The 24,121-nt window shown below is 75.7% G+C and carries 21 protein-coding genes; 3 read left to right on the top strand and 18 right to left on the bottom strand.

Features of this window, described 5'->3' with window-relative positions:
- Positions 1–84 precede the first annotated feature (84 nt).
- The 18 genes from KK617_RS10495 to mraZ form a co-directional block, all read right to left on the bottom strand.
- Positions 85–852, bottom strand: a complete 768-nt coding sequence (locus KK617_RS10495; protein ID WP_277499943.1) for a DivIVA domain-containing protein — start codon at positions 850–852, stop codon at positions 85–87.
- Between the two features lie 95 nt (positions 853–947).
- Positions 948–1,250, bottom strand: a complete 303-nt coding sequence (locus tag KK617_RS10490) for a YggT family protein (RefSeq protein ID WP_277499942.1) — start codon at positions 1,248–1,250, stop codon at positions 948–950.
- Positions 1,251–1,259: 9 nt separating this feature from the next.
- Entirely contained in the window at positions 1,260–1,814 is a 555-nt protein-coding gene (gene sepF, locus KK617_RS10485; RefSeq protein WP_277499940.1) for a cell division protein SepF, read from the bottom strand.
- Positions 1,815–1,871: 57 nt separating this feature from the next.
- Positions 1,872–2,582, bottom strand: coding sequence for a YggS family pyridoxal phosphate-dependent enzyme (locus KK617_RS10480; protein ID WP_277499939.1), 711 nt, complete (start codon positions 2,580–2,582; stop codon positions 1,872–1,874).
- Positions 2,579–3,298 carry a polyphenol oxidase family protein gene (locus tag KK617_RS10475; protein ID WP_277499938.1) on the bottom strand — a complete coding sequence of 240 codons (720 nt, stop codon included), beginning with the start codon at positions 3,296–3,298 and terminating at the stop codon, positions 2,579–2,581. The genes KK617_RS10480 and KK617_RS10475 overlap by 4 nt, the downstream gene beginning before the upstream one ends.
- An 18-nt stretch (positions 3,299–3,316) precedes the next feature.
- Positions 3,317–4,588 carry a cell division protein FtsZ gene (ftsZ, locus tag KK617_RS10470; protein ID WP_277499937.1) on the bottom strand — a complete coding sequence of 424 codons (1,272 nt, stop codon included), beginning with the start codon at positions 4,586–4,588 and terminating at the stop codon, positions 3,317–3,319.
- A gap of 180 nt (positions 4,589–4,768) precedes the next feature.
- Positions 4,769–5,485 carry an FtsQ-type POTRA domain-containing protein gene (locus tag KK617_RS10465; protein WP_277499936.1) on the bottom strand — a complete coding sequence of 239 codons (717 nt, stop codon included), beginning with the start codon at positions 5,483–5,485 and terminating at the stop codon, positions 4,769–4,771.
- Positions 5,482–6,933 carry a UDP-N-acetylmuramate--L-alanine ligase gene (murC, locus tag KK617_RS10460; protein WP_277499935.1) on the bottom strand — a complete coding sequence of 484 codons (1,452 nt, stop codon included), beginning with the start codon at positions 6,931–6,933 and terminating at the stop codon, positions 5,482–5,484. The genes KK617_RS10465 and murC overlap by 4 nt, the downstream gene beginning before the upstream one ends.
- Positions 6,930–8,033 carry an undecaprenyldiphospho-muramoylpentapeptide beta-N-acetylglucosaminyltransferase gene (gene murG, locus KK617_RS10455; RefSeq protein ID WP_277499934.1) on the bottom strand — a complete coding sequence of 368 codons (1,104 nt, stop codon included), beginning with the start codon at positions 8,031–8,033 and terminating at the stop codon, positions 6,930–6,932. The genes murC and murG overlap by 4 nt, the downstream gene beginning before the upstream one ends.
- 67 nt (positions 8,034–8,100) lie before the next feature.
- Positions 8,101–9,345 carry a putative lipid II flippase FtsW gene (ftsW, locus tag KK617_RS10450; RefSeq protein ID WP_277499933.1) on the bottom strand — a complete coding sequence of 415 codons (1,245 nt, stop codon included), beginning with the start codon at positions 9,343–9,345 and terminating at the stop codon, positions 8,101–8,103.
- A gap of 30 nt (positions 9,346–9,375) precedes the next feature.
- Positions 9,376–10,872, bottom strand: coding sequence for a UDP-N-acetylmuramoyl-L-alanine--D-glutamate ligase (gene murD / locus KK617_RS10445; protein ID WP_277499932.1), 1,497 nt, complete (start codon positions 10,870–10,872; stop codon positions 9,376–9,378).
- Positions 10,869–11,945, bottom strand: coding sequence for a phospho-N-acetylmuramoyl-pentapeptide-transferase (gene mraY / locus KK617_RS10440; protein WP_277499931.1), 1,077 nt, complete (start codon positions 11,943–11,945; stop codon positions 10,869–10,871). The genes murD and mraY overlap by 4 nt, the downstream gene beginning before the upstream one ends.
- Positions 11,942–13,381 (bottom strand): UDP-N-acetylmuramoyl-tripeptide--D-alanyl-D-alanine ligase, encoded by a 1,440-nt coding sequence (gene murF, locus KK617_RS10435; RefSeq protein WP_277499930.1) that lies wholly within the window; start codon positions 13,379–13,381, stop codon positions 11,942–11,944. Before murF ends, mraY begins: the two co-directional genes overlap by 4 nt.
- Positions 13,378–15,027 (bottom strand): UDP-N-acetylmuramoyl-L-alanyl-D-glutamate--2,6-diaminopimelate ligase, encoded by a 1,650-nt coding sequence (locus KK617_RS10430; protein WP_277499929.1) that lies wholly within the window; start codon positions 15,025–15,027, stop codon positions 13,378–13,380. The genes murF and KK617_RS10430 overlap by 4 nt, the downstream gene beginning before the upstream one ends.
- 47 nt (positions 15,028–15,074) lie before the next feature.
- On the bottom strand, positions 15,075–16,844 hold the full coding sequence (locus KK617_RS10425) for a penicillin-binding protein 2 (RefSeq protein ID WP_277499928.1): 1,770 nt from the start codon (positions 16,842–16,844) through the stop codon (positions 15,075–15,077).
- 154 nt (positions 16,845–16,998) lie between these two features.
- Positions 16,999–17,583 carry a hypothetical protein gene (locus KK617_RS10420; RefSeq protein ID WP_277499927.1) on the bottom strand — a complete coding sequence of 195 codons (585 nt, stop codon included), beginning with the start codon at positions 17,581–17,583 and terminating at the stop codon, positions 16,999–17,001.
- Positions 17,580–18,689 carry a 16S rRNA (cytosine(1402)-N(4))-methyltransferase RsmH gene (rsmH, locus tag KK617_RS10415; RefSeq protein WP_277499926.1) on the bottom strand — a complete coding sequence of 370 codons (1,110 nt, stop codon included), beginning with the start codon at positions 18,687–18,689 and terminating at the stop codon, positions 17,580–17,582. Before rsmH ends, KK617_RS10420 begins: the two co-directional genes overlap by 4 nt.
- 303 nt (positions 18,690–18,992) lie before the next feature.
- Positions 18,993–19,448, bottom strand: coding sequence for a division/cell wall cluster transcriptional repressor MraZ (gene mraZ, locus KK617_RS10410; RefSeq protein WP_346812978.1), 456 nt, complete (start codon positions 19,446–19,448; stop codon positions 18,993–18,995).
- 417 nt (positions 19,449–19,865) lie between these two features.
- Between mraZ and KK617_RS10405 the strand changes: the two genes are divergently transcribed.
- From KK617_RS10405 to KK617_RS10395, 3 genes are all read left to right on the top strand, one after another.
- Positions 19,866–20,852 carry a MoxR family ATPase gene (locus KK617_RS10405; RefSeq protein WP_277499925.1) on the top strand — a complete coding sequence of 329 codons (987 nt, stop codon included), beginning with the start codon at positions 19,866–19,868 and terminating at the stop codon, positions 20,850–20,852.
- A gap of 64 nt (positions 20,853–20,916) precedes the next feature.
- Positions 20,917–22,176 carry a DUF58 domain-containing protein gene (locus tag KK617_RS10400; protein WP_277499924.1) on the top strand — a complete coding sequence of 420 codons (1,260 nt, stop codon included), beginning with the start codon at positions 20,917–20,919 and terminating at the stop codon, positions 22,174–22,176.
- On the top strand, positions 22,173–24,121 hold a 1,949-nt coding region (locus KK617_RS10395; protein WP_277499923.1), incomplete at its 3' end, for a transglutaminaseTgpA domain-containing protein. The genes KK617_RS10400 and KK617_RS10395, both read left to right, overlap by 4 nt.

Below are 24,121 nucleotides of genomic sequence, written 5' to 3'. Positions count from 1 at the left end.
ACCGCTCAACCGTCCCGGGACGCCGAACGGCCGGCCACCCCGGGAGGGGTGGCCGGCCGCGCGTGCCGTCGAGGTGGTGAGCGCTCAGGCCTCGTCGTCGCCGAGGATCGAGCGCAGCCGCTTCGGGGCGGCCGAGCTGTCGCTCACGGGCGCGGCGTCGCCGCCGCCCCCGAGGGCCTCGAGCTGCTGCGAGAAGTAGGTCTTCAGGCGCGAGCGGTACTCCCGCTCGAAGGAGCGCAGGCGCTCCACCTCGCCGTTGAGCTTGTCGCGCTCGCGCTCCAGGTCGCCGAACATCTGCTGGCGACGCTCGGCGGTCTCGGTGTCGAGCATCTGCGAGCGGGTGCGGGCGTCGGCCTCCATGCGGTCGGCCTTCGTCTTGGCCTCGCCCTCGAGGCGCTCGGCCTTGGTGCGGGCCTCACCGATGATGCGGTCGGCCTCGTCCTTGGCCTCGTCGACCAGCTCGTCGGCGTTGCGCGTCGCGATCTCGAGGAGGCGGGCCGCGGCGTTGGAGGCCTGCGGGACCGTCTCGACGCGGATCGTCTCGACGCCGGCGGAGGGGGCGGCAGCCGCCACCACGGGCGCGGGCGCCGGGGCGGGGGCCGGCGTGGGGGCCGGGACCGGCGCGGGGGCCGGCGTCGGCTCGGGCGCCTTCTCGAACACCGGCGCGGGAGCGGGAGCACCCGACTGCGCGGCGCTGAGCTTGGCGCGCAGGTCCTCGTTCTCCTTGGTGAGACGGGCCAGCTCGGCCTCGACCTCGTCGAGGAACTGGTCGACCTCACCCATGTCGTAGCCCTCGCGGAGCCGGACAGGAGTGAAGCGCTTGTTGCTCACGTCCTCAGGCGTCAGTGGCATGACCACACCCATTCATCTCGTCGGCTTGCAATACACGTCTCGGCGCAACACTAGCGCCTCAACTCCCCCACGGGTCACTCGACCGCCGGGGAGGGTCAGGCGCTCAGCAGCGTCGCACGGTTCACCTGGAGCAGCAGCATGCTGGCGACCAGGACGATCAGGAAGCTGAGGTCGAGCGCCACCCCGCCCAGGCGCAGCGGCGGGATGACCTTGCGCAGCGCCTTGATCGGGGGGTCCGTCACGGAGTAGACGACCTCGAGGACCACGAGCACGACGCCCTTGGGCTCCCACGACCGGGCGAAGACCTGCACCCAGTCGACCACGAAGCGGATCCACAGCATGCTGATGAAGACGAACAGGACGAGCTCGACGACCTGCCCGATGACGTTCGCGGTCAACGCCCCGCGTCAGCTCTGGTTGAAGAAGCCGCCGCTGACGATGCGCGCCTTGTCCTCGGCGGCGACCGTCACGTTCGGGGGCGAGAGCAGGAAGACCTTGTTCGTCACGCGCTCGATGGTGCCACGCGTGGCGAAGACCAGGCCGGCGGCGAAGTCCACGAGCCGCTTCGCGTCGCTGTCGTCCATCTCCGAGAGGTTCATGATCACCGGGATGCCGTCGCGGAAGTTCTCCCCCACGGTGCGGGCCTCGTTGTAGGTGCGCGGGTGCAGCGTGATGATCCGCGACAGCTCGGCGACCTGGCTGACGGGCGCGGCCGCCACCTGGGCGCGACGGCGCTCGGCGAGGTCGGCGACGGGGGCCGGGGCGGCCTCCACCGGACGCCGACGCACGGGGCGCTCCTCGCGCTCGTCGGAGTGGTCACGGTGGTCCCGCTGGTCCCGGTGGTCGCGCTCGTCCCGGACGTCCCGCTCGCCGGTGTGGCCCTCGGCCTCGTCGTACTCGTCGTACCCCGGGTCCTCGAGCAGACCGAGGTACTCGCCGATCTTGCGCATCGCGCCGCTCATGCTGACTTCCTCAGGAGTTGTGGCACACCACGGGGGCGCGCTCGGTTGGATCGGACACTACTGGACACGGGGCCTCGCTCCGAGGACCGCGCTACCGACACGCACGTGTGTCGCCCCCGCCGCGACGGCCTCCTCGAGGTCGCCGCTCATGCCGGCCGAGAGCACCGTCGCGCCGGGGTGCTCGGCCCGGACGCGGGCCGCCTGGTCGGCGAGCCGGGCGAACGCCGCCGCCGGGTCCTCGCCCAGCGGCGCCACCGCCATGAGACCCGCCAGGCGCAGCCCGTCGGTGCCGGCGACGGCGTCGCACAGCTCCGCCACCTGCTCCGGCGGGCAGCCCGCGCGGTGCTCGGCGCCGGGCGGGTCGAGGCTCACCTGCACGAGGCAGTCGAGGGGACCGGCGACGTCCCGCTCGGCCCGCCCGCGCGCGAGCGGGGCGAGCAGCTTGGGACGGTCGAGGGACTCGACGACGTCGGCGTACGCCGCCACCGCCGCCGCCTTGTTGCTCTGCAGGCCGCCGATGAAGTGCCAGCGCAGCCCCAGGTCCGCGGTCTCGGCCGCCTTCGCCGCCGCCTCCTGGTGGCGGTTCTCGCCGACGGCGCCCACCCCGAGCCCGGCGAGCAGCCGCACGTCGGAGGCGGGGAAGAACTTGGTGACGACGACGAGCTCCACCTCGTCGTCGCGGCCGGCCGCGCGGGTGGCCGCGACGACCCGCGCGCGCACCGCCGCCAGAGCGGCGGCGAGCTCGGCCTCCCGGCCCTCCGCACTCACGCGACCACCTGCACGAGGCCGGCGAGGCGGCCCGCCGCCGCACCGTCGCGCCGGTGGGACCACAGCTCGGCGTCCTCCATCGTGCACGCGCCGAGCTCGGTGACCTCGTCGACGCCCGCGGCGGTGAGCTGCGCCCGTACCGCTGCCCCGAGGTCGAGCGCCGGCGTGCCCCACGACGTCGTCGCCGCCGCGGCCGGGACCGCCCGGGCGACCTCGTCGCGCAGCGCGGCGGGGACCTCGTAGCACCGCCCGCACACGTGCGGACCCACCCAGGCCCGGACCTCGTCCGCCCCGGCGGCCCGCAGGGCGGCCACCGTCGCGGTCACGACCCCGGCGCGCACGCCCTCGCGCCCGGCGTGCGCCGCGGCGACGGCACCGCCGGCCGGATCGGCCAGCAGCACCGGGACGCAGTCGGCGACCCGCACGAGCAGGGCGACGCCCGGCTCCGTGGTCACGATGCCGTCGGCCTCGGGAGGCTCGCCGGCCGCGTCGAGCGCCCCGGCAGCGACCGCCACGGTCGCGCCGTGGACCTGCCGCATGCCCCGGACGGAGCGGGCGCCGAGCTCGGTGCGCACCGCCTCGAGGTCGGCCCGCACGTCGCTCACCGCCGCCGCGGGCGGGGTGCCCGGCAGCGCGAGGTTGAGCGGGCGCGCGTCGTGGCGGGCCGAGGTGAAGGCCACCTCGACCCGCCCGACGCGCTCACGGAAGACGAACACCGGCTGCGGACGCTCCGCTCACTTCAGGAAGTCGGGCACGTCCAGGTCGTCGTCGAAGTCGACCTGGGGCGCCGGCTGGGCCGGGCGGGGGGCACCGACCGGCACCGACGGACGCTCGTTCGGCTGGGGCGGGAGCGGACGCTGGTCGCGCTGGGGCTCCTGGGCGTACGCCGGCTGCCGCGGCTGGGCGGGCTGCTGGGCGGGCTGCTGGTGCGGCTGCTGGGCGGGCTGCTGGTGCGGCGCCCGCTGGACGGGGGCCGCCTGCTGCGCCGCGGCCTGCTGCGCCGGAGCGGCCTGGTCGCGGCCACGGCCGAGCGCCGCGCCCTCCTCGCGCTTCTTCGGCACGCCGCCGTCGAACCCGGCGGCGATGACGGTCACGCGGACCTCGTCGCCGAGCGCGTCGTCGATGGTCGCACCGAAGATGATGTTGGCCTCGGGGTGGACCGCGTCGGCCACGAGCGCCGCGGCCTCGTTGATCTCGAACAGACCGAGGTCGGAGCCGCCGGAGATCGAGAGCAGCACACCGTGGGCGCCGTCGATGGAGGCCTCGAGCAGCGGGGACGAGACGGCCATCTCGGCGGCGGCGACCGAGCGGTCGTCGCCCCGGGCGGAACCGATGCCCATGAGCGCGGAGCCGGCGTTGGCCATCACGGACTTCACGTCCGCGAAGTCGAGGTTGATGAGGCCCGGGGTGGTGATGAGGTCCGTGATGCCCGAGACGCCCTGGAGCAGCACCTGGTCGGCCTGCTTGAACGCGTCGAGCACCGACACGTTGCGGTCGCTGATCGACAGCAGCCGGTCGTTGGGGATCACGATGAGGGTGTCGACCTCCTCGCGGAGCGCCGCGATGCCCTCCTCCGCCGAGCCCGCGCGACGGCGGCCCTCGAACATGAAGGGACGGGTGACGACACCGATGGTCAGCGCACCGAGCGAGCGGGCGATGCGGGCCACGACGGGCGCGCCGCCCGTGCCCGTGCCGCCGCCCTCGCCGGCGGTCACGAACACCATGTCGGCGCCCTTGATGACCTCCTCGATCTCGTCCGAGTGGTCCTCCGCGGCCCGGGCCCCCACGTCGGGGTTCGCGCCGGCACCCAGGCCACGCGTCAGCTCGCGGCCGATGTCGAGCTTCACGTCCGCGTCGCTCATGAGGAGCGCCTGCGCGTCGGTGTTGATGGCGATGAACTCGACGCCCTTGAGCCCGACCTCGATCATCCGGTTGACGGCGTTGACGCCGCCGCCGCCGATGCCGACGACCTTGATCACGGCCAGGTAGTTCTGCGCTGCTGCCACGGCGGCCTCGCCTCTCACGTTCGGTTGGTGGACGGTTCCTGCTCGAGGTCTCAACTGTCACCCTCAGGTAGAGGGTTATAGTTATGTCAACCTCGTCGTGCTGACGACAGTAGGGTCGGCACTCGTCCGGATCCGGGAGGCACGCCGCGCGTGTCGCGCGTGTCGTGCGGCGCGCCCGCCTCAGCGGGTGGTCGGGCGGCTGGGCACGCTGACGTCGTACTCCTCGACGTCGAGCCCCTGGGCCAGCAGCACGTCGAGCACCTCGCCCTTGGCCGCGGACTCCTCCGCGCTCCCCCACACGACCACGGCGCCGTCGCGCAGCTCGAGCGTGATCTCGTCGACGGTCGCAGCCGTGATGGTCGCGACCTGCGCCGCCGTCTGCGCGGGCATGGCCCCGACGACGCGGGCCACCTCGCGCACGGCCTCGTCCCCCGCGGCGGCGTCGAGCTGGACCACGGGCACGTCGGGCGGCACCTCGTCGTACGTGCGGAACGCGACGCCGTCGGCGTCCACGCCGCGCAGGCTGGCGCCGCGCTCGACGACCGCGACGACCTCGCGCTCGGTCACCGCGATGTGCACCCCGTCCGGCCACGCGCGGGTGACCTCGACCTGGGACACGGCCGCCAGCGCGTCCACGCGCCGGCTGATGGCGTCGAGGTCGACGCGCGCCAACGGGCGTCCCTCGGGCACGTCCGCGGCGGCCCGCACCTCGTCCGCCGTCAGCACGCGGGTGCCGTCGACCTCGACCGCGGCCACGGCCAGCACCGAGGAGAAGAACACGAGCCACACGAGCGCCGCGGCGGCGGCCAGCACGCTGCCGACCACCGCCACCCACCGCCACACCGACCACCGGCGGCGCCAGCGGCGGCGCTCGAACAACAGGCGGGTGTCGCTCACGCCGAGCCCGGGGTCGCGCCCGCCCGCAGCAGGTCGAGCACCTGCGGACCGACGGTCGTGATGCTGCCGGCGCCGAGGGTGAGCACGACGTCGCCGGGCCGCGCCCGGCGCACCAGCTCGGCCGCGACGTCCCCGAGCGCGGGCACGAGGGCCACCGCCCCGGCGGGCAGCGGCACCGCGCCCGCCACGAGCCCACCGGTCACGTCCGGGTCCGCCTCCTCCCGCGCCAGGTAGACGTCGGTGACGACGACCTCGTCGGCGGCGCCCAGCGCCTCGCCCATGGCCGTGCCGAAGATGCGGGTGCGCGAGACCAGGTGCGGCTGGAAGGCGACCACGACCCGGCCCTCCCCCGCGACCGACCGGGCGGCCTGGAGGTCTCCGGCGATCTCAACCGGGTGGTGGGCGTAGCTGTCGTAGACGCGCACGCCGGCCACCTCGCCCTTGGCCTCCATCCGGCGGCGCGTGCCGGTGAAGGAGGCGAGCCCCTCCGCCAGCGCGTCGGCGTCGTGGCCGAGCAGCAGGCCCGTGGTCAGCGCCAGCGCGGCGTCGAGCACGTAGTGGCGTCCGGGGATGCGCAGCTCCACGGGACCCACCGGGCCCCGCACCGCGTGGCTCCCCCCGTCGGCCGGGACCAGCGTGAACGTCGAGCGCGTGCCGGCGAAGCGCACGTCCTCCACCCGGAGGTCGGCGTCGGCGGACTCCCCCACGCCGACGGCGCGGATGCCGCGCTCACGGGCCGTGGCCAGCAGCGCCGCCGCGCCCGGGTCGTCGACGCAGGCCACGAGCAGGCCGCCGGGCTCGATGCGGCCGAGGAACTCGTCGAAGGCGGCGCGGTAGGCCGCCTCGCTCCCCCACACGTCGAGGTGGTCGGCCTCGACGTTCGTCACGACCGCGACGTGGGGGGTGTAGACGAGGAACGCACCGTCGCTCTCGTCGGCCTCGGCGACGAAGAGGTCGCTGCTGCCGTCGTGGGCGTTCGTGCCGGTCTGCGCGAGCTCGCCCCCCACGGCGTACGACGGGTCCGCGCCCGCCGCGACGAGCGCGGTGGTGAGCAGCGAGGTGGTCGTCGTCTTCCCGTGCGTGCCGGCGACCGCGAGCACCCGGCGGTCGGCCATGACGGCGGCAAGGCCGGCCGAGCGCGGCAGCACCCGCAGGCCGCGCTCGTAGGCGGCCACGACCTCCGGGTTGTCCTCGCGCACGGCCGTGGAGACGACGAGCGTGTCGGCGTCGCCGACCTGCTCCGTGGCGTGGCCCACGTGCACCCGGGCCCCCACGGCGGCGAGCGCGTCGAGCACGGGTGACGGCGCGCCGTCGCTGCCGGAGACCCGCACGCCGCGCGCCAGCATGATGCGCGCGATGGCCGAGAGGCCGGCGCCGCCGATGCCGACGAAGTGGACGGCGCCCAGCTCCTCGACCGGCAGGATGTCGTCGGGGACGGGGACCCTCATCGTCGGCCTCCCCGGGCACGACGGGGCGCGGCCACGGCCTCGGCGACGAGGTCGGCCAGGCGGTCGTCGGCGTCGCGCGGGATCAGGCCCGCGGCCACGGCGCCCATGCGCGCCAGCCGCTCGGCGTCGTTGGCGAGGCCCGGCACGGTGGCGCCGATCCACTCCGGCGTCAGCGCGCCGTCGGCCACCAGCAGGGCTCCGCCCGCGTCCACGACCGGCCGCGCGTTGAGCTCCTGCTCCCCGTTGCCGATCGGCAGCGGGACGAAGACGGCCGGCAGGCCGACGGCCGCCGCCTCGGTGACGCTCGAGGCGCCCGAGCGGCACAGCACGAGGTCGGCGCTCGCGTAGGCCAGGTCCATCCGCTCGACGAAGTGCTCCACCACGTAGGGCACGCCGTCGACGCGGGCCGGGTCGGCCTCGCCCTTCGGCCCCACGACGTGCAGGACCTGCACGCCCGCGGCGCCCAGGGCGCCCGCCGAGGCGGCGACCGACTGGTTGAGCCGCCGCGCGCCCTGCGACCCGCCGGTCACCAGCAGCACCGGCAGGTCCGCGCGCAGGCCGAAGGTCGCGCGCGCCTCGGCCCGCAGCGCCGCCCGGTCGAGCGTGGACACCATGCGGCGGATGGGCAGCCCGACGTACGTCGCCCGCGGCAGCGGGGTGTCGGGGAAGCTGACGGCGACCCGGTCGGCGACACGGGCCCCGACCTTGTTGGCGATGCCGGGCAACGCGTTCTGCTCGTGCACGACGAGCGGCAGCCGACGGCGCCGGGCGGCGAGGTAGACGGGCATCGAGACGTAGCCGCCGTAGCCGACCACCACGTCGGGCGCGAAGCGGTCGATGACCGCGCCCGCCTCCCGCACCGCGGCCCGCAGGCGCCCCGGCACCCGGGCGAGGTCCGCGCCGGGACGCCGCGGCAGCGGCACCGGCGGGATGAGGGCGAGCTCGTGGCCGGCGGCCGGCACGACCCGCGTCTCCAGGCCCCGGGCGGTGCCCACGCACAGCACCTGCGTCGCCGGGTCGCGGCGCAGCAGCGCGTCCGCGGTGGCGAGCAGCGGGGAGGTGTGGCCGGCGGTCCCGCCGCCGGCGAGGAGCACACGCATTCTCAGGGCCCTCCTGGGCTCTCGGGGATCCACCGGGTCTCGGCGGACCGGTCGGCAGATCGGTCGTTCAGCGGGCGCGGCGCCGCGCCTCGAGGGCCGCGGCCGCCCCCGGCTCGCGGCGGGCGAACGTGATGAGCAGGCCCAGGGCGACGAGGGACGGCACCAGCGCGGACCCACCGTAGGAGACGAGCGGGAGCGGGATGCCGATGACCGGCAGCAGCGTGAGCACCATGCCGAGGTTGATCATCGCCTGGCCCAGCAGCCACACCACGATGCCGAAGCCCGCGTAGCGCACGAACGGGTCGGCGGTCGTGCTCGCGACCCGGATCGCGGCGAACGCGATGGTGAGGAAGAGGCCGAGCACCAGCAAGGTGCCCACGAGGCCCAGCTCCTCGCCCAGCACGGCGAAGATGAAGTCGGTGTGGGCCTCGGGCAGGTCGCCCCACTTCTGCTGGCTGGCCCCGATCCCCTGGCCCAGGAGTCCGCCGGACGAGAGGGCGAAGAGCCCGTGCGCGGGCTGCCAGCCGGCGTCGTGGAAGTCGGCGAAGGGGTCGAGGAAGTTCGTGATGCGCTTGACGCGCTCCGCGCTCGTGGTGGCCAGGACGACGACCCCCACGGCGACCACGGAGAGGGCGAGGGCGAAGAACCGCAGCGGCGCTCCCACGACCCACAGCATGGCCAGCAGGATCGCGAGCAGCACGAGCGCCGTGCCGAGGTCCCGCTGCAGCAGCACCAGCACGATGATCAGCCCGACGACCGGGACGACGGGCACGAGCATGTGGCGCACGCGGTCGAGCACCCGCTCCTTGTTGGCGTAGACGTCCGCGGCCCACAGCACGATCGTGAGCTTGGCCAGCTCGGACGGCTGGATCTGCACCGGCCCCAGCGCCAGCCAGTTCGTGTTGCCGTTCACCTCCACGCCCAGGCCCGTCTGGGTCAGCGCGAGCAGCACGAGCACGACGGGCAGCGCCAGCCAGGTCGCCCGCCGTACCAGCCGCATCGGCAGGCGCGCGACCACCAGCGCGACCACCAGGCCGATCGCCGCCCACATGAGCTGGCGGCGCACGACGCCGTAGGAGTCGCCGGTGAGGCGGTAGGAGTAGACGCTCGAGGCGCTCAGCACCATGACGAGGCCGATGGTGAGCAGCAGCGCCGAGGCGCCGAGCAGCAGGTAGTACGACGTCAGCGGGCGCTCGAGGGAGCGGCGCAGCGGCTCGGTCCAGGCGAGGCGGCCGCGGGCGGCGGGCTCCGCCGGGACGGCGGTCGCCCCCGTGCGGCCCCGGCGGACGGGAGGCTCCTGCGTGGTGGTCACCGCGGCTCTCCCTCCCGTCAGCAGCCGGCCTCAGCCGTCCTGTCGTCCTTGTCCTGCCTGTCCCGCCTGTCCTGCCGGCCCGCGCCGCCGCACGGCGGCCGCGAACGCGTCACCCCGCGCGCCGTAGTTGGCGAACATGTCCATGGAGGCGCAGCCCGGGGCCAGCAGCACGGTGTCGCCGGGCTCGGCGATCCGGGCGGCGGCCCCGACGACGGCCTCCATGGGGGCGTCGGTGGAAGTCTCCTGGTCGCCGAGCACGATGAGCGGGACCTCGGGCGCGTGTCGCGCGAGCGCGTCGGCGATCACGTCGCGGTCGCGGCCGTAGACGACCGCCCCCCGCAGCCGGGTCCGCACCGCCTGCACCAGGTCGTCGAACCGGGCGCCCTTGGCGAGCCCGCCGGCCACCCAAACGACCGGGTCGTAGGCCTGCAGCGAGGACTGCGCGGCGTGCGGGTTCGTGGCCTTCGAGTCGTCGACGTAGCGCACGCCCGCGACCTCGCCGACCTCCGCGATGCGGTGGCCGTCGGGCCGGAACGAGCGGAGGCCGTCGCGCACCGCCTGCTGGGAGACCCCGTGCGCGCGGGCCAGGGCGGCCGCGGCGAGCGCGTTGGCGACGAAGTGCGGCGCGGGCGAGGCCAGGTCGGCGATCGTGCAGAGCTCGGCGGCGCTGGTGTCGCGCTCCGTCACGAACGCGCGGTCGGCCAGGATGTCCTCGACCAGCCCGACCATGCCGACGGACGGGGTGCCGAGGGTGAACCCGACGGCCCGCGCCCCCTCGACGACGTCGGCGTCGCGCACCATCTGCTCGGTGGCGGGGTCGGCGACGTTGTAGACGCACGCCCGCTGGACCTGCTCGTAGATCCGGGCCTTGTCCGCGGCGTACGCCGACATGTCGGGGTACCAGTCGAGGTGGTCCTCCGCCAGGTTGAGCACGGCGGCCGACTCGGCGCTCATCGAGTGCGTGTAGTGCAGCTGGAAGCTGGAGAGCTCGACGGCGAGCACGTCGTACCCGTCGGGGTCCATCACCGCCTCGACGACCGGGCGGCCGACGTTGCCGACCGCGGCGCTGCGCAGGCCCGCCGCCCGCAGGATCGCGTCGAGCATCTGCACCGTGGTGGTCTTGCCGTTGGTGCCGGTGACCGCGACCCACGGCGCGGGGCGCTTGAGGTCGCGCAGGCGCCACGCCAGCTCGACCTCCCCCCACACGGGTACGCCGCGCGCGGCCGCCTGCGCCAGCAGCGGGGCGTCGGGGCGCCAGCCGGGCGAGGTGACGAGCACGTCCACGTCGTCGGGCAGGGTCGCCGTGGCGCCCTCGCCGAGGTGGACGGTGGCGCCGAGCACCTCGAGGAGCTCCGCCTTGTCGGGACGGTCGCCGGCCGTGGACTCGTCGAGCGCCACGACCTGCGCGCCCAGGTGGTTGAGGGAGTCGGCGGCGGCGAAGCCGGAGACGCCGAACCCGGCCACGACGGCCCGCACGCCGTCCCAGGAGTCGGCCCGACCCAGGGACGCGGGGTCGCGCCGGGTCACAGGTTGGCCACCCACTCCGCGTAGAAGATGCCCATGCCCGCGGCCACGAAGATGCCGGTGATGATCCAGAACCGGATCACGACGGTGACCTGCTCCCAGCCGAGCATCTCGAAGTGGTGGTGCAGCGGCGCCATGCGGAACAGGCGCTTGCCCTTGGTCGCCTTGAAGAAGCCGACCTGGAGCATCACCGACAGGGTCTCGAGCAGGAACAGGCCGCCCAGGATGACGAGCAGCAGCTCGGTGCGGGTCAGGATCGCCAGACCGGCGAGCGCGCCGCCGAGGGCCAGCGAGCCGGTGTCGCCCATGAAGATGCGGGCCGGCGACGCGTTCCACCACAGGAACCCGAAGCAGGCCCCGGTGATGGCGGCCGCGACGATCGCCAGGTCGAGCGGGTCGCGCACCTCGTAGCAGTAACCGCTCTCGGCGCCCGCGCCGCACAGCTGGTTGAACTGCCAGATGTTCACGAGCGTGTAGGCGCCGAACACCATGGTGGCCGAGCCGGCCGCGAGCCCGTCGAGGCCGTCGGTGAGGTTCATGCCGTTGCTGGTGCCCGCGATGATCAGCCAGATGAAGAGCACCGCGACGATCCACGGCAGGGCCAGCCACGCGATGTCGCGCAGGAACGAGATGTTGGTCGAGGCGGGGGTACGTCCGTTCGCCCCGGACTCCAGCCACGGCGACAGCGCGAGGGCGCCGAACGTGAGCGCGATGACGGTCTGGCCGATCATCTTCGCCTTGCTCCGCAGGCCCAGGCTGCGCTGCTTGTAGATCTTGATGAAGTCGTCGAGGAAGCCCACCATGCCGAGGCCCACGAAGAGGAAGAGCAGCAGCCACGCCGACGCGGACGGCGGGGTCCACGTGACCAGCTTCGCCACCAGGTAGCCGAGCACGGCCGCCAGGATGATGACGATGCCGCCCATCGTGGGGGTGCCGCGCTTCGTGTGGTGCGACGTCGGTCCGTCGTCGCGGATCTCCTGGCCGTAGCCCTTCGCCGACAGCACGGTGATCGCCACCCGTGTGCCGAGCAGCGACAGGATGAGGGCCAGCCCACCCCCGAGCAGGATCGCTCTCACGTCGTCGGTCCTTCCTCTCCCGTCACCGGCCCGGCCAGCAGGCCGTCGGCCACCACCTCGAGCGCCGCACCGCGCGACGCCTTGACGAGCACCACGTCGCGGGCCGAGACATTCTCGCCCAGCCACCGCAGCGCCTCGTCGCGCGTCGACGTGACGAACGACTCAGGACCGCCGGGGTCCCGGCCGGTGGTGCCGGCGCCCGGTACCGCACCGGCGACGATCCAGCCGGCCGGGCCGTCGTCGTCCCCGACCGCGAGCACGACGTCGACGCCGCTGGCGGCGGCCAGCGCGCCCAGCGCCCGGTGCTCCGCCTCGGACCCGTCGCCCAGCTCGCGCATCTCCCCCAGCACCGCGACGCTGCGTCCGCCCGGGCGCTCGGCGGCGATGGCCACCAGCGTGCGGACCGCGGCGGCCATCGAGGCCGGGTTGGCGTTGTAGGCGTCGTTGACGACGACGAGGCCGTCCGCGCGCTCGGTCACCTCCATGCGCCAGCGCGAGCGGCTGCCCGCGCCGTCCAGCGCGGCCACGGCGTCCGCGAACGGCACGCCCGCGGCCACGGCGAACGCGACGGCGGCCGCCGCGTTGGCGACCTGGTGCGCACCGGAGGCGGCGAGCGAGAGGGGGGCCCACGTGCCGGCGTACCCCAGCTCGACGCGGGGACGGCCGAGCGGGTCGAGCCGCAGGTCGCGCCACGCCACGTCGCCGGCCTCGCCGAACGTCAGCACCGGGGCCTGCGTCCGGCTCACCATGGCCGCGGTGCGGTGGTCGTCGGCGTTGAGCACCGCGCGACCGTCGGGCGGGAGCGCCTCGACGATCTCGCCCTTCGCGACGGCGATGTTGTCGACCGAGCCGAACTCGCCGACGTGGGCCTGACCGACGTTGAGCACGCCCGCCACCCGCGGCGGCGCGAGGGTGCAGAGGTAGGCGATGTGGCCGATCCCCCGGGCGCCCATCTCGACGACGAGGAAGCGCGTGCCGGGCTCGGCGCGCAGCACGGTGAGCGGGACGCCGAGCTCGTTGTTGAGGTTCCCGGCCGTGGCGACGGTGGGGCCGACCGAGGCCAGCACCTGCGCGAGGTAGTCCTTCACGCCGGTCTTGCCCTGGCTGCCGGTGACGGCGAGGACCTGCGCGTCGGGCAGGCGCTCCAGCACGGCCCGCGCCAGGCGGCCGAGCGCGACGGCGCCGTCCGCCACGACGACGGCGGGCACCCCGACGGCCCGCTCCGCGAGGACCGCGGCCGCACCGCCCGCGACGGCGGCGGCGGCGTAGTCGTGACCGTCGACCCGCTCGCCGGGCAGCGCCACGAACAAGCCACCCGCCGGTACGGCGCGGCTGTCGAGCGAGGCGGCCCCGGTGACGACGACGTCGGCCGCCTCCGGCGGGTCCACGCGGCCACCCGTGGCGGCGGCGACCTCGGCGAGGGTGAGGGGGATCATCGCTGCGGCTCCTGCGGGGCGTCGTCGGCCGGTCCCCCGGCCAGCAGCGCCGCCACCTCCTGGGCGGCGACGACCCGGTCGTCGAAGGGGTGCACGGTGCCGTCCACCTCCTGGCCGGTCTCGTGGCCCTTGCCGGCGACGACGACGATGTCGCCCGGCGCCGCGAGGCGTACGGCGGCGCGGATGGCCGCGCGCCGGTCGCCGACCTCGAGCACCTCGGCGCTCGCCCCGGCCCCGGACGCCGCCGCGAGCGCCCCGGCCAGGACCGCGGCGCGGATCGCCGCGGGGTCCTCGGTGCGGGGGTTGTCGTCGGTCACGACGAGCACGTCGGCCAGCTCCGCCCCGAGCCGGCCCATCACGGGGCGCTTGCCCGTGTCGCGGTCACCGCCCGCCCCCAGCACGAGGACGAGCCGGCCGGTGGTCAGCGGGCGCAGCGTGCCGAGCGCGGCCTCGATCGCGTCGGGCTTGTGGGCGTAGTCGACGACGAGGGTGAACGGCTGGCCGGCGTCGACCCGCTCGAGGCGGCCCGGGACCCCGCCGGAGGCGGCGAGGCCGGCGGCCACCCGCTCCGGGTCCTGCCCGGCCTCGACGAGCGCGGCCAGCGCGGCGAGCGCGTTGGCGACGTTGAAGCCGCCCGGCAGGGCCACGGCGGTCTCGACGCGCACGCCCCCGGGTCCCCGCACGGTGAACCGCGAGCCCTCGGCGAGGGCGACGACGTCCTCGACCCACCAGTCGACCCCGTCGCTCCCCGGGCCCGGGGCCCGCACCGAGAACGTGCGCACCTCCAGGCCCGCCGCGCGGGCGAGGTCGACGAGGCGCCGGCCGTGCTCGTCGTCGACGTTGACGAGCGCGCGCCGGGCGCGCTCCGGGGTGAAGAGAGACGCCTTGGCCGCGAAGTACTCCTCCACGTCCGCGTGGAAGTCGAGGTGGTCGCGCCCGAGGTTGGTGAACACGGCGACGTCGAAGACGACGCCGTCCACCCGGCCGAGCACGAGGGCGTGGCTGGAGACCTCCATCGCGCACACCTCGACGTCCGCCTCGACCATCCGGGCGAACAGGCCGTGCAGGTCGGGCGCCTCCGGGGTCGTGAGCGCCGTCGCGACGTCGGTGCCCCGCACCCGCGTGCCGACGGTGCCGACGACGGCGGCCGGCACCCCGGCGGCGGTCAGCGCCGCCTCCGCGAGCCGGGTGGTCGTCGTCTTGCCCTGCGTGCCGGTCACGGCCACGGTCGCCATGCGGGCGGCGGGCTCGCCGTACACGTGCGCGGCGACGCGGCCCAGCACGGAGCGCGGCGCGTCCACGACGAGCACCGGCACCTCGGGGGTCGCGGAGTCCAGGGGTACGGCGGAGCGCACCCGCGCCGCCCCGTCGGCGTCGGTGAGCACGGCCACGGCTCCCGCGGCGACGGCGTCGGCGGCGAAGTCGGCGCCGTGCGCGCGGGCGCCCGGCAGCGCGACGTACAGGTCACCGGGGAGCACCCGGCGCGAGCTGAGGGTGACGCCGGTGAGGGTCCGGTCGGCGGTGGGCGCGGGGGCTCCCACCAGAGCCGCGACGTCGGCGAGCGCGACCGGCGCGATCGTGCGCGGCCGGGCCGCCGCGACGGCGTCGTCGGCCGACGGCGGTGTCGTGGGAGGCGTCGAGGTCATCGGAGCAGCCTAGTGTCCGCGGTCCGGACACCCGCCGACCGGCCGCGTCACCACTCCACCGGCAGCGTCGACGCCGGGGCGCCGGTCGGCTCGACGGCGAACTTGCGCAGCACGTGGGACATGATCCGGTTGAACGCGGGCGCCGCGACGGTGCCGCCGCCGCCCGAGGCGGGGTCGTGCACCACGACGTAGACGGTGAAGCGCGGGTCGTCGGCCGGGGCGAACCCGGCGAACGAGACGCTCGTGCCGTCGTACCCGCCCTCGACGGCGCGCTGCGCCGTGCCGGTCTTGCCGGCGACGCGGTAGCCCGGGATCTGCGCGGACCCCGCGACCCCGGCCTCGGGGTCGACGACGCGCTCCATCATCTCGGCCGTGGCCGCCGCGGTCTCCTCGCTGACGACCCGGTGGGTCTCGCGCGCGCCGGTGCCGACGGTGCGGCCGTCGTCGGTCGTCGCGGTGCCCTGCACGAGGCTCGGGGAGATGTAGACGCCGCCGTTGGCGATGGCGTTGACGGCGCTCGTCATCTGCACTGCGTTCACGCTCATCGCCTGGCCGAACACGATGCGGTCGTGCTCCAGCCCGCTCCAGTCCTCACCCGCGGGCAGGATGCCGGAGGTCTCGCCGCGCACCCCGACGTCGGTGCGGGAGCCGAGGCCGAAGGAGCGGAAGTACTCGTCGAGGGCCGTCGACGACATCTCGTCGGCCGCGATCACGGTGCCGATGTTGGAGGACTTGGCCAGCACCCCCGCCAGCGTCAGCCGCAGCGTCTCGTGCTCCCAGTAGTCGCCGATGCGCCGCCCGTCCTCCTCGAGGTACGGCGGCACCGTCAGCCGGGTCTCCGGACTGACGAGGCCGGCGTCGATCAGCGCCGCCATCGTCAGCGCCTTCTGCACCGAGCCGGGCTCGTAGACGTCGCTCAGCGCACGGGAGCCCAGGTCGGACTCGGCGGCGAGCAGCGGGTTGTTGGCGTCGAAGGTCGGGTAGTCGGCCAGGGCGATGATCTCGCCGGTGAGGGTGTCCTGCACGACGGCGACGCCGGACTCGGCCCGCGCCCCCTCGACCGTGTCGCGGAGCACCTGCTGGGTGTACCACTGCACGTCGCGGTCGATGGTGAGCGTGAGGTCCTGCCCGTCGACGGGGTCGGTCGTCGAGTTCTCGCCGAGCGGGATGCGGTTGCCGCCGCCGACGCGGTAGCGCGCCGAGCCGTCGGTGCCCGCGAGCTGCTCGTCGAAGGTGAGCTCCATGCCGGCCAGCGGGCCGTCGGTGCCCATGAAGCCGAGCACGTTCGCCGCCACCTCCCCCGCCGGGTAGTCCCGGACGGGGTCGACCTCGGTGTAGACGCCCTGGAAGCCCGCCTCGGCGACCTGCTCGACCACCTGCAGCGCCGTCGTCGCGGGCACCCGGCGCGCGACGTACTCGTAGCGGCTGTCGTCCTCGCGCAGCTTCTCCAGCGTCGCGAAGTAGTCGGCGCCGAGGCCGTCGGCGAGCAGGCGGGCGATCTCGGCGGCGTCGTCGGCCGTCTGCGAGGGGTCGGCGATGACCATGAGCCCGTCGATCGAGGCCGCGAGCGGGTCCCCGTTGCGGTCGAGGATGTCGCCGCGGGCCGCGGGGAGCACGACCTCGCGGGTGCCCCGCTCGGCGGCCATGGCGGCGTACTGGCCCGGGTCCACGGCCTGCAGCTGCACGAGCCGGGCGGCGAACACCGACAGCACGGCGGCGATGACGAGCATGCCCACCCGCATGCGCAGCGGGGACGAGCCGCGGCGCGCGCGGCGCAGGGTCGGGGCCGGACGACGTCCTCGTGCTGGGCTGCTCACACGTGCTCCGTGGTCTCGTCGGGTCGGGGGACGTCCGCGGGAGGACGGGGACGGCACTCGACTGTTGTACCGGCTCGCGGGGGCCGGATCGGGAAGCCACGGCCGTGTCGCCGCAGCGGTCGGACCCGCACCCGGACCCGGACCCGGACCACCGTCAGGGGGTCGTGGTCGCGGCGGGGTCGTCGGTGGTCGGGAGCTGCTGGTCCGCCGCGGCGCCCGGGGCCACGGCCGTGCCCGGGGTCGCGGGGGTGGCGGGCGCCGGCACGTCGCGGATCTCGGGCTCGGGCGACAGCACGGCCGGCTTCACCGGCTCCGGGGGCGCCACGTCGAGCGCGTCGTCGCGGGAGGCGACCTCGCCCTCGACGACGATCTCGCCGCTGCCGAGGTCCACGACCGCCGGGGGGCCCGCCGGCACCATGCCCATCGCGGTGGCCTCCTCGCCGAGGCGCTGGGGGTCCCGCAGGTCCTGCAGCTCCTGGGTCAGCGTCTGCTGGCGGGCCTCGAGCACCGTGGCGCGCTCCTCGAGCGCGGCGCCCGTGAAGGCCGCCTGCTGCATCGAGGTGTTGAAGAGGAGCAGACCCACGATGCCGCCGAGCAGCACCGCCGTCACGAGGATGACGAAGGGCACCCGCGGGGCGCGCCGCCGTACGCGCGGCACCACCTGCAGGCGGGCACGCTCGACCGCCGCCTCCGCGAACCGCGGGACCGCCAGCCTCCGCTGCGCTGCCGAGCTGCTCATCGCCGTCCTCCTCCGTGCTGGTCGCCGTGCTGGTCGCCGTGCCGTCCCCTGCTGGTCCCGCTCGTCCTGCTGGTCCTGCTGGTCCTGCTCCCGGGCCCGTCCACCCGCCCCCGCGTGCCGGCGGGGCGCACGCGCTCCACGGCCCGCAGCCGCACCGAGGCGGCGCGGGGGTTGGCGTCGACCTCCGCCTGGTGGGCCTTCTCGGCGCCACGGGTGACCAGGCGCAGCTCGGGCTCCGCCTCCTCGGGCACCACCGGCATGTCCGGCGGCGCCTCGGAGCGGCTGCCGGCGGCGAACGCCCGCTTCACCAGCCGGTCCTCGAGCGAGTGGTAGGACTCGACGACCACGCGGCCACCGACGCCGATGGCGTCCAGGGCGGCGGGCACCGCACGGCGCAGCACCGCCAGCTCGTCGTTGACCTCCATGCGCAGCGCCTGGAAGGTCCGCTTCGCCGGGTGGCCGCCGGTGCGGCGCGCGGGGGCGGGGATCGCGTCGTACAGCAGCTCCACGAGCGGCGCCGACGTGGTGAAGGGGGTCGTGGCCCGGCGCTGCGCGACGGCCTCGGCGATGCGGCGGGCGAACTTCTCCTCGCCGTAGTCGCGGAGCACGCGGGTCAGCTCGGGCACCTCGTAGGTGTTGAGGACGTCGGCGGCGGTGCGCCCGACCGTCGGGTCCATGCGCATGTCGAGCGGCGCGTCGGTGCGGTACGCGAACCCACGGTCGACCTCGTCGAGCTGCAGCGAGGAGACGCCGAGGTCGAAGAGGACCGCGGCCGCGCCGCCCACCGGCGCGAGCCCGGCCTCGGCGAGCACGTCGGGGATCTCGTCGTACACGGCGTGCACGGGGGTGAACCTCTCCCCGTACGACGCCAGCCGACGCCCGGCGCGGGCCAGCGCCTCGGGGTCGCGGTCCACACCCAGCACGCGGGCGCCCGGGAGGCGCTCGAGCACGGCCTCGCTGTGCCCGCCCATGCCGAGCGTGCAGTCCACGAGGACCGCGCCCTCCGTCGCCAGCGCCGGGGCGAGGAGCTCCACGACGCGGTCGACCAGCACGGGCACGTGCGCGTGGGGAGCCGCTGCGGCGTCCTCGCGTCCCGCGTCCGTCACGACCCTGCTCCTCGACCCTCGCCCGACCCTGCCCCGACCCTGCTCCGACCCTGCTCCGACCGTGCTGCGGCTCCCGCCGCCGTCCCGCCACGGCTCGCGCCGCTCCGTGCGTGCTGCCGGGCCACCGGGCCCGGAAACCGAACGACGTACGGCCAGGTCCCTGCCCGCCTCCGCCAGCCCTCTGGAACCGGGGAAGTTGCCCCAGAGTGCGTGGAGGCGGGCCCGAGACCTCGCCGTACGTCGCTGTTCTGTTCTGTGGGTGCTGCTGTGCTGCTGGTGCTGCTCTCCTGCCGCGGCTGCCGGCTACGTGCCCGGCACCAGGTCCGCGTCCAGGGCCGAGAACCTCGGCACCTGCTCCGAGGTGTAGGTCGCCCACGCCTCGGGGTTCCAGATCTCCAGCCGGGACATCGCACCCACGACCACCACGTCACGCTCCAGCGACGCGTACTCGCGCAGCATCGGCGGGATCGTCACGCGGCCCTGCTTGTCGGGGACGTCGTCGAACGCGCCCGCGAAGAGCATGCGGACGTAGTCGCGGGTGGCCTTGTCCATGAGCGATGCGCGCTGGAGCCGTTCCGTCTCCTGGTCGAAGCCCGCCTTGGACCAGACCGAGAGCGAGTTCTCCTGGCCTCTGGCCACCACGAGCCCCTCCGCCATCGCGTCCCTGAACTTGGCCGGCAGGAAGATGCGCCCCTTGTCGTCGAGCTTGGGCGTGAAGGTGCCGAAGAACACCGGCCACCTCCGCTCGACGGGCCACACCCACCTGCCCCCTTGCGCTCCACTTTACTCCACTTTCCTCCCCCGTCAACCACTTTGCTCCACCACGCTCCCCTGAGCACCCCGGCAGCGCCGCGGGACGCTCCCCGGGGCGCTGCGCCGCGTCGTACGGCGGCTCCCCGGCCCCACGAGGCGGTCTGCCGGAGGCCGTCCGGGGGCCGTCGGGCGGGCCCGGGGAGGCGGGTGGAGGGCCCGGGAGGCGCCCGGTGGAGGGCCGTGGAGCGGCGGGGTGGAGGGAGGTGGAGCGCCGAGGTGGAGGGAGGTGGAGCGCCGAGATGGAGGGAGGTGGAGGCCCGCGGTGCCGCGAACCGGCCGCGACCGTTGGGCGCACGCCCTACCGTTGGGCCCACGCGGGCCCGACCGGCCGCGGGCGAGCGGCGAGAACGGGGACCCCCAGGGATGACGAGCACTCCGGACCACCAGCGGGGCGACGCGGCGGACCTCCAGACGCTCGCGCGGGTCACGGCCCGCGTGCGGCACAACGTCGAGAAGGTCGTCGAGGGCAAGAGCGAGGTCATCACCTCCGCCCTCGTGGTGCTGCTCGCCGAGGGCCACCTCCTGCTCGAGGACGTGCCCGGCGTCGGCAAGACGATGCTGAGCAAGGCGCTGGCGCGCAGCATCGACTGCACCGTGCGGCGCATCCAGTTCACGCCCGACCTGCTGCCCTCGGACGTCACCGGCGTCTCCGTGTTCAACCAGGACACCCGCGAGTTCGAGTTCCGCCCGGGCGGCGTGTTCGCGAACCTCGTGGTGGGCGACGAGATCAACCGGGCGTCGCCGAAGACGCAGTCCGCGCTGCTCGAGTGCATGGAGGAGCGGCAGGTCACGGTCGACGGCACGTCGTACCAGCTCGAGAGCCCGTTCATGGTGATCGCGACGCAGAACCCGGTCGAGATGGAGGGCACCTACTCCCTGCCCGAGGCGCAGCGCGACCGCTTCATGGCCCGGGTGTCGATGGGCTACCCGGTCGAGGCCGCCGAGCTCGCGATGCTGCAGCACCACGCGGGCCGCGACCCCTTGGCCGACCTCGAGCCGGTCACGGACGCCGCCGAGATCCGCAAGCTCGTCTCGATGGTGGCGCGGGTGTACGTCGCGGAGTCGGTGCAGCGCTACGCCGTGGCCATCACGACGGCCACCCGCCGCTCCCCCGACCTCGAGCTCGGCGCCTCCCCGCGCGCGACCCTGCACCTCGTGCGCGCCGCGAAGGCGCTGGCGGCCGTCAACGGCCGCGACTTCGTGCTCCCGGACGACGTGGCGAGCCTGACCGGTCCGGTGCTCGCGCACCGCGTGCTGGCCCGTCCCGACGCCGCCGGCGCCCGTCGCTCCTCCGCGGACGTGCTCGCGCGCCTCGTGGCCGGGGTGCCGGTGCCCGGCCGCGCGGGCTGACGTGGGCCGGTCGCGGGCGGTGCCGCACGAGCCCCGGGCGCGTCGCGTGCTAGGGGGTCTCACCGTGCGGGGCCGCGCGTTCGTCGCCGCCGGGGTCACGGCCGTCGCGTGCGCCGTCGTGCTGGGGCAGGAGACGCTGGCGGGGGCCGGTGTGCTCGCCCTGACCCTCCCCCTGGCCAGCCTCGCCGTCGTGCACCTCGGCCGCCTCGATGTCCACCTCTCCCGCTCGGTCGAGCCGTCCCACCTGTCCGTCGGCGCCACGGCGGTGGTGCGGCTGACGCTCACCACCACCGGGCGGGTGCCCGGTCGCACCCTGCTGCTCGACGACCGGGTGCCCCACGCCCTGGGCGCCCGCCCCCGCCTGGTGCTGCGCGGCGTCGGGCGGCACTGGCGGGGCGAGGTGACCTACGCGGTGCGCTCGGACCTGCGGGGGCGCTACGAGACGGGACCGCTCCTGGTCCGCGCCGAGGACGCCTTCGGCATGGTGCAGGTGGTGCGCCGCTTCCGTCGTACGACGGACCTCGTCGTGCGCCCCCGCACCGTGCCGCTGCCCGACGTGGCGCTCGGCGGCGGGTCGGGCGCCAGCGGTGACGACCGGCCGCGGGCGGCTGCGACGGGGAGCACGGAGGACGTGATGGTGCGCGAGTACCGCCGCGGCGACGACCTGCGCCGCGTCCACTGGCGCAGCACCGCCCGGACCGGCGAGCTCATGGTGCGCCGCGAGGAGCAGCCGTGGCAGGCCCACGCCACCGTCCTGCTCGACGACCGCGCCCACGCCCACGCCGGCGACGGCGCGGCCTCCTCGCTGGAGCACGCGATCGTGGCGGCGGCGTCCGTCTGCACCCACCTGGCCCGTCGGGGGTACGCCGTCGCGCTGGCCGACGCCGAGGGACGGGTGCTGGCCCGCTCGACGGCCGGCTCCGGCGCCGGTGGCCTGCTCGACGCGCTCGCGGGCCTCGGCGCTCTCGAGGCCGCCGGCAGCCCCGAGACCCCCGGCGCCCCCGGTCTGGTCGCGCCCGCGTCCGTGACGGCCGCCGACCCCGGGGTCACCGTCGCCGTGCTGGGCCGCCCGTGCCCCGGGGACGAGGTCGTGCTGGAGCGCGTCGCGCGCGCCAGCTCCTCCGCGCTCGCCCTGCGCCTCGACGTCGACCGCTGGGCGGCCGGCGCCCCGGCACCGGTCCCCGGCGCTCCCCCGCTCCCCGGACTGCCCCGGCACGGGTGGCGCACCGCCCTGGCGGGACCCGCCGATCCGCTGGCCGAGGTCTGGGTCCGGCTGGGCGCGCGGTGGGCCCCCGACCTCGCGAGCGCCGGAGGTCCCCGGTGAGCCCCGGCCTGGCGCGTGCCGGGCGCTCGCTCGTGCTCGGCGCCCTCGGGGCCGCCACCACGGTGCTCGCCCTGCAGACGTGGCGCGGCCTGACCGACCGCCCCGCCGACCTGGTCGGCCCCGTCCTGGTGCTGGCCCTCGCGCTGCTGACGACGGGCACGGCGCTGCGCGCCCTCGGCACGCCCCGCGTGCTCGTCGCGCTCGCCCAGGCCGGGGTGGCCGCGGTGGTGGTCGTGGCCCAGGTGGCGGGGGGCCCGCCGGTCCCCGCCTCGTTCACCGTGCTGGCCGACGAGCTCGCCCGGGCGGTCGAGAACGCCCGGATCTACCCGGCCCCCGTCCCCGTCGTCGACGGCGGGCTCACCGCGCTGCTGCTCGTCGGGGCGGCCCTGGCCCTCTGGCTCGCGGACACGGTGGCGGCGACCTTCCGCGGGGCGCCGGTCCTCGGCCTGCCGCTCCTGGCGGTGATCAGCCTGCCCGTGACCGTCACCGGGTCCGCCGGGCCGTGGTGGCTGTTCGCGGCCACCGCCGGCTCCTACCTCGCCCTCGTGGCGGCGCAGGCCGCGCAGGACGTCGGCGACTGGGGTCGTCCCGCCAGCACGTCCGCCGGACCGGGCGCGGCCACCCCCCGTCCCGGTGGGCCCGGTGTGCCCGGCGTCCCCGTCGGGGCGCTCGCCGCGGGCGCGGTCGCGACGACGCTGGCGCTCGTCGTGCCCCCGCTCGTGCCGACCCTCGACCTCGGCCTGGTCCCCGACGGCCGCTTCGGCGGCCCCGCCGGCGACGAGATCACCGTGGCCAACCCGGTCACCGACCTGCGGGCGGGCCTGCAGCGCGGGGACGACGTGCCCCTGCTGACGGTGCGCACCGACGGGCCGCGGCCCAGCTACCTCCGCATCAGCGCGCTCACCCGCTTCAACGGCGAGCAGTGGAGCGCCGGCGACCGCGACCTGCCCGACGACCAGACCGCCCAGGACCCCGTGCCCGACCTCCAGGGCGTCTCGACCGCGATCCCGCGCGAGGAGCACGAGCTGCGCGTGTCGGCCACCGACGACTTCGTCTCGACCTGGCTGCCCGTCCCGGCCGCCATCAGCGCCGTGGACGCCGACGCCGGCTGGAAGTACGACGACGCCACGATGGACTTCATCGCCGCCGAGGACGAGCTCACGACCCGGGGCGACACCTGGGGGGCCACCGCCGTCGAGCTGCAGGTGGCGGCGGGCGACCTGGCCGGCGCCGCGGCGCCCGGGGGCGACGTCGACGAGCTGTTCCTCGACGTGCCCGCCGACGTCTCCCCCCGGGTGGGCGACCTCGCGGCGGAGGTGACCGCGGGGGCGGGCACGCCGTACGAGCGGGCGGTCGCCCTGCAGGAGTTCCTGCGCAGCGACGAGTTCACCTACGACCTCGACGCCCGCTCCGGCACCGGCGGCGACGCCCTCGACGAGTTCCTCTTCGACACCCGGGTCGGCTACTGCGAGCAGTTCTCCGCGGCGATGGCGCTCATGGCCCGCCAGGTCGGGGTGCCGGCGCGCGTCGCGGTCGGGTTCCTCCACCCGGACCGGGTGGACGACGGGGTGTGGGAGTACAGCGCCCACGACCTGCACGCGTGGCCCGAGCTCTACTTCCGCGGCGCCGGGTGGGTGCGCTTCGAGCCCACCCCGGCCGCCCGCACGGGGGCCGCGCCGGCGTACTCCGAGCCCGACACCCCCGGGTCCACCCCCGACGTGCCCCGACCGACCCGCGAGCCGAGCGCGTCGGCGCCGGGGGCACCGGCCACCAGCACCGGTCCGGGGGCGTCCCCCGACCTGCCCGAGGCCGAGACCGCCCCCGACGCCGCGGACGGCGACGAGGCGACCGAGCCGGGCGGCCTGCCGTGGCGGGTGGTCGCCGGGGGCGCCGGCGCGCTGCTCCTCGTCGCGCTCGCGCTGCTCCCCCGCGCCCTGCGCCGCCG

Source organism: Nocardioides sp. ChNu-99 (genome assembly GCF_029493445.1).
GTDB lineage: Bacteria > Actinomycetota > Actinomycetes > Propionibacteriales > Nocardioidaceae > Nocardioides.
The sequence above is the reverse complement of the archived record's forward strand: the minus strand, read 5'-3'. Positions and strand labels throughout refer to the sequence as shown.

Excerpts from the sequence above, each read along its gene's own strand:
- KK617_RS10495 (WP_277499943.1), bottom strand. The coding sequence starts at position 852 with ATGCCACTGACGCCTGAGGACGTGAGCAACAAGCGCTTCACTCCTGTC.
- sepF (WP_277499940.1), bottom strand. The coding sequence starts at position 1,814 with ATGAGCGGCGCGATGCGCAAGATCGGCGAGTACCTCGGTCTGCTCGAG.
- murC (WP_277499935.1), bottom strand. The coding sequence starts at position 6,933 with ATGAGGGTCCCCGTCCCCGACGACATCCTGCCGGTCGAGGAGCTGGGC.
- murG (WP_277499934.1), bottom strand. The coding sequence starts at position 8,033 with ATGCGTGTGCTCCTCGCCGGCGGCGGGACCGCCGGCCACACCTCCCCG.
- murF (WP_277499930.1), bottom strand. The coding sequence starts at position 13,381 with ATGATCCCCCTCACCCTCGCCGAGGTCGCCGCCGCCACGGGTGGCCGC.
- KK617_RS10430 (WP_277499929.1), bottom strand. The coding sequence starts at position 15,027 with ATGACCTCGACGCCTCCCACGACACCGCCGTCGGCCGACGACGCCGTC.
- KK617_RS10420 (WP_277499927.1), bottom strand. The coding sequence starts at position 17,583 with ATGAGCAGCTCGGCAGCGCAGCGGAGGCTGGCGGTCCCGCGGTTCGCG.
- KK617_RS10405 (WP_277499925.1), top strand. The coding sequence starts at position 19,866 with ATGACGAGCACTCCGGACCACCAGCGGGGCGACGCGGCGGACCTCCAG.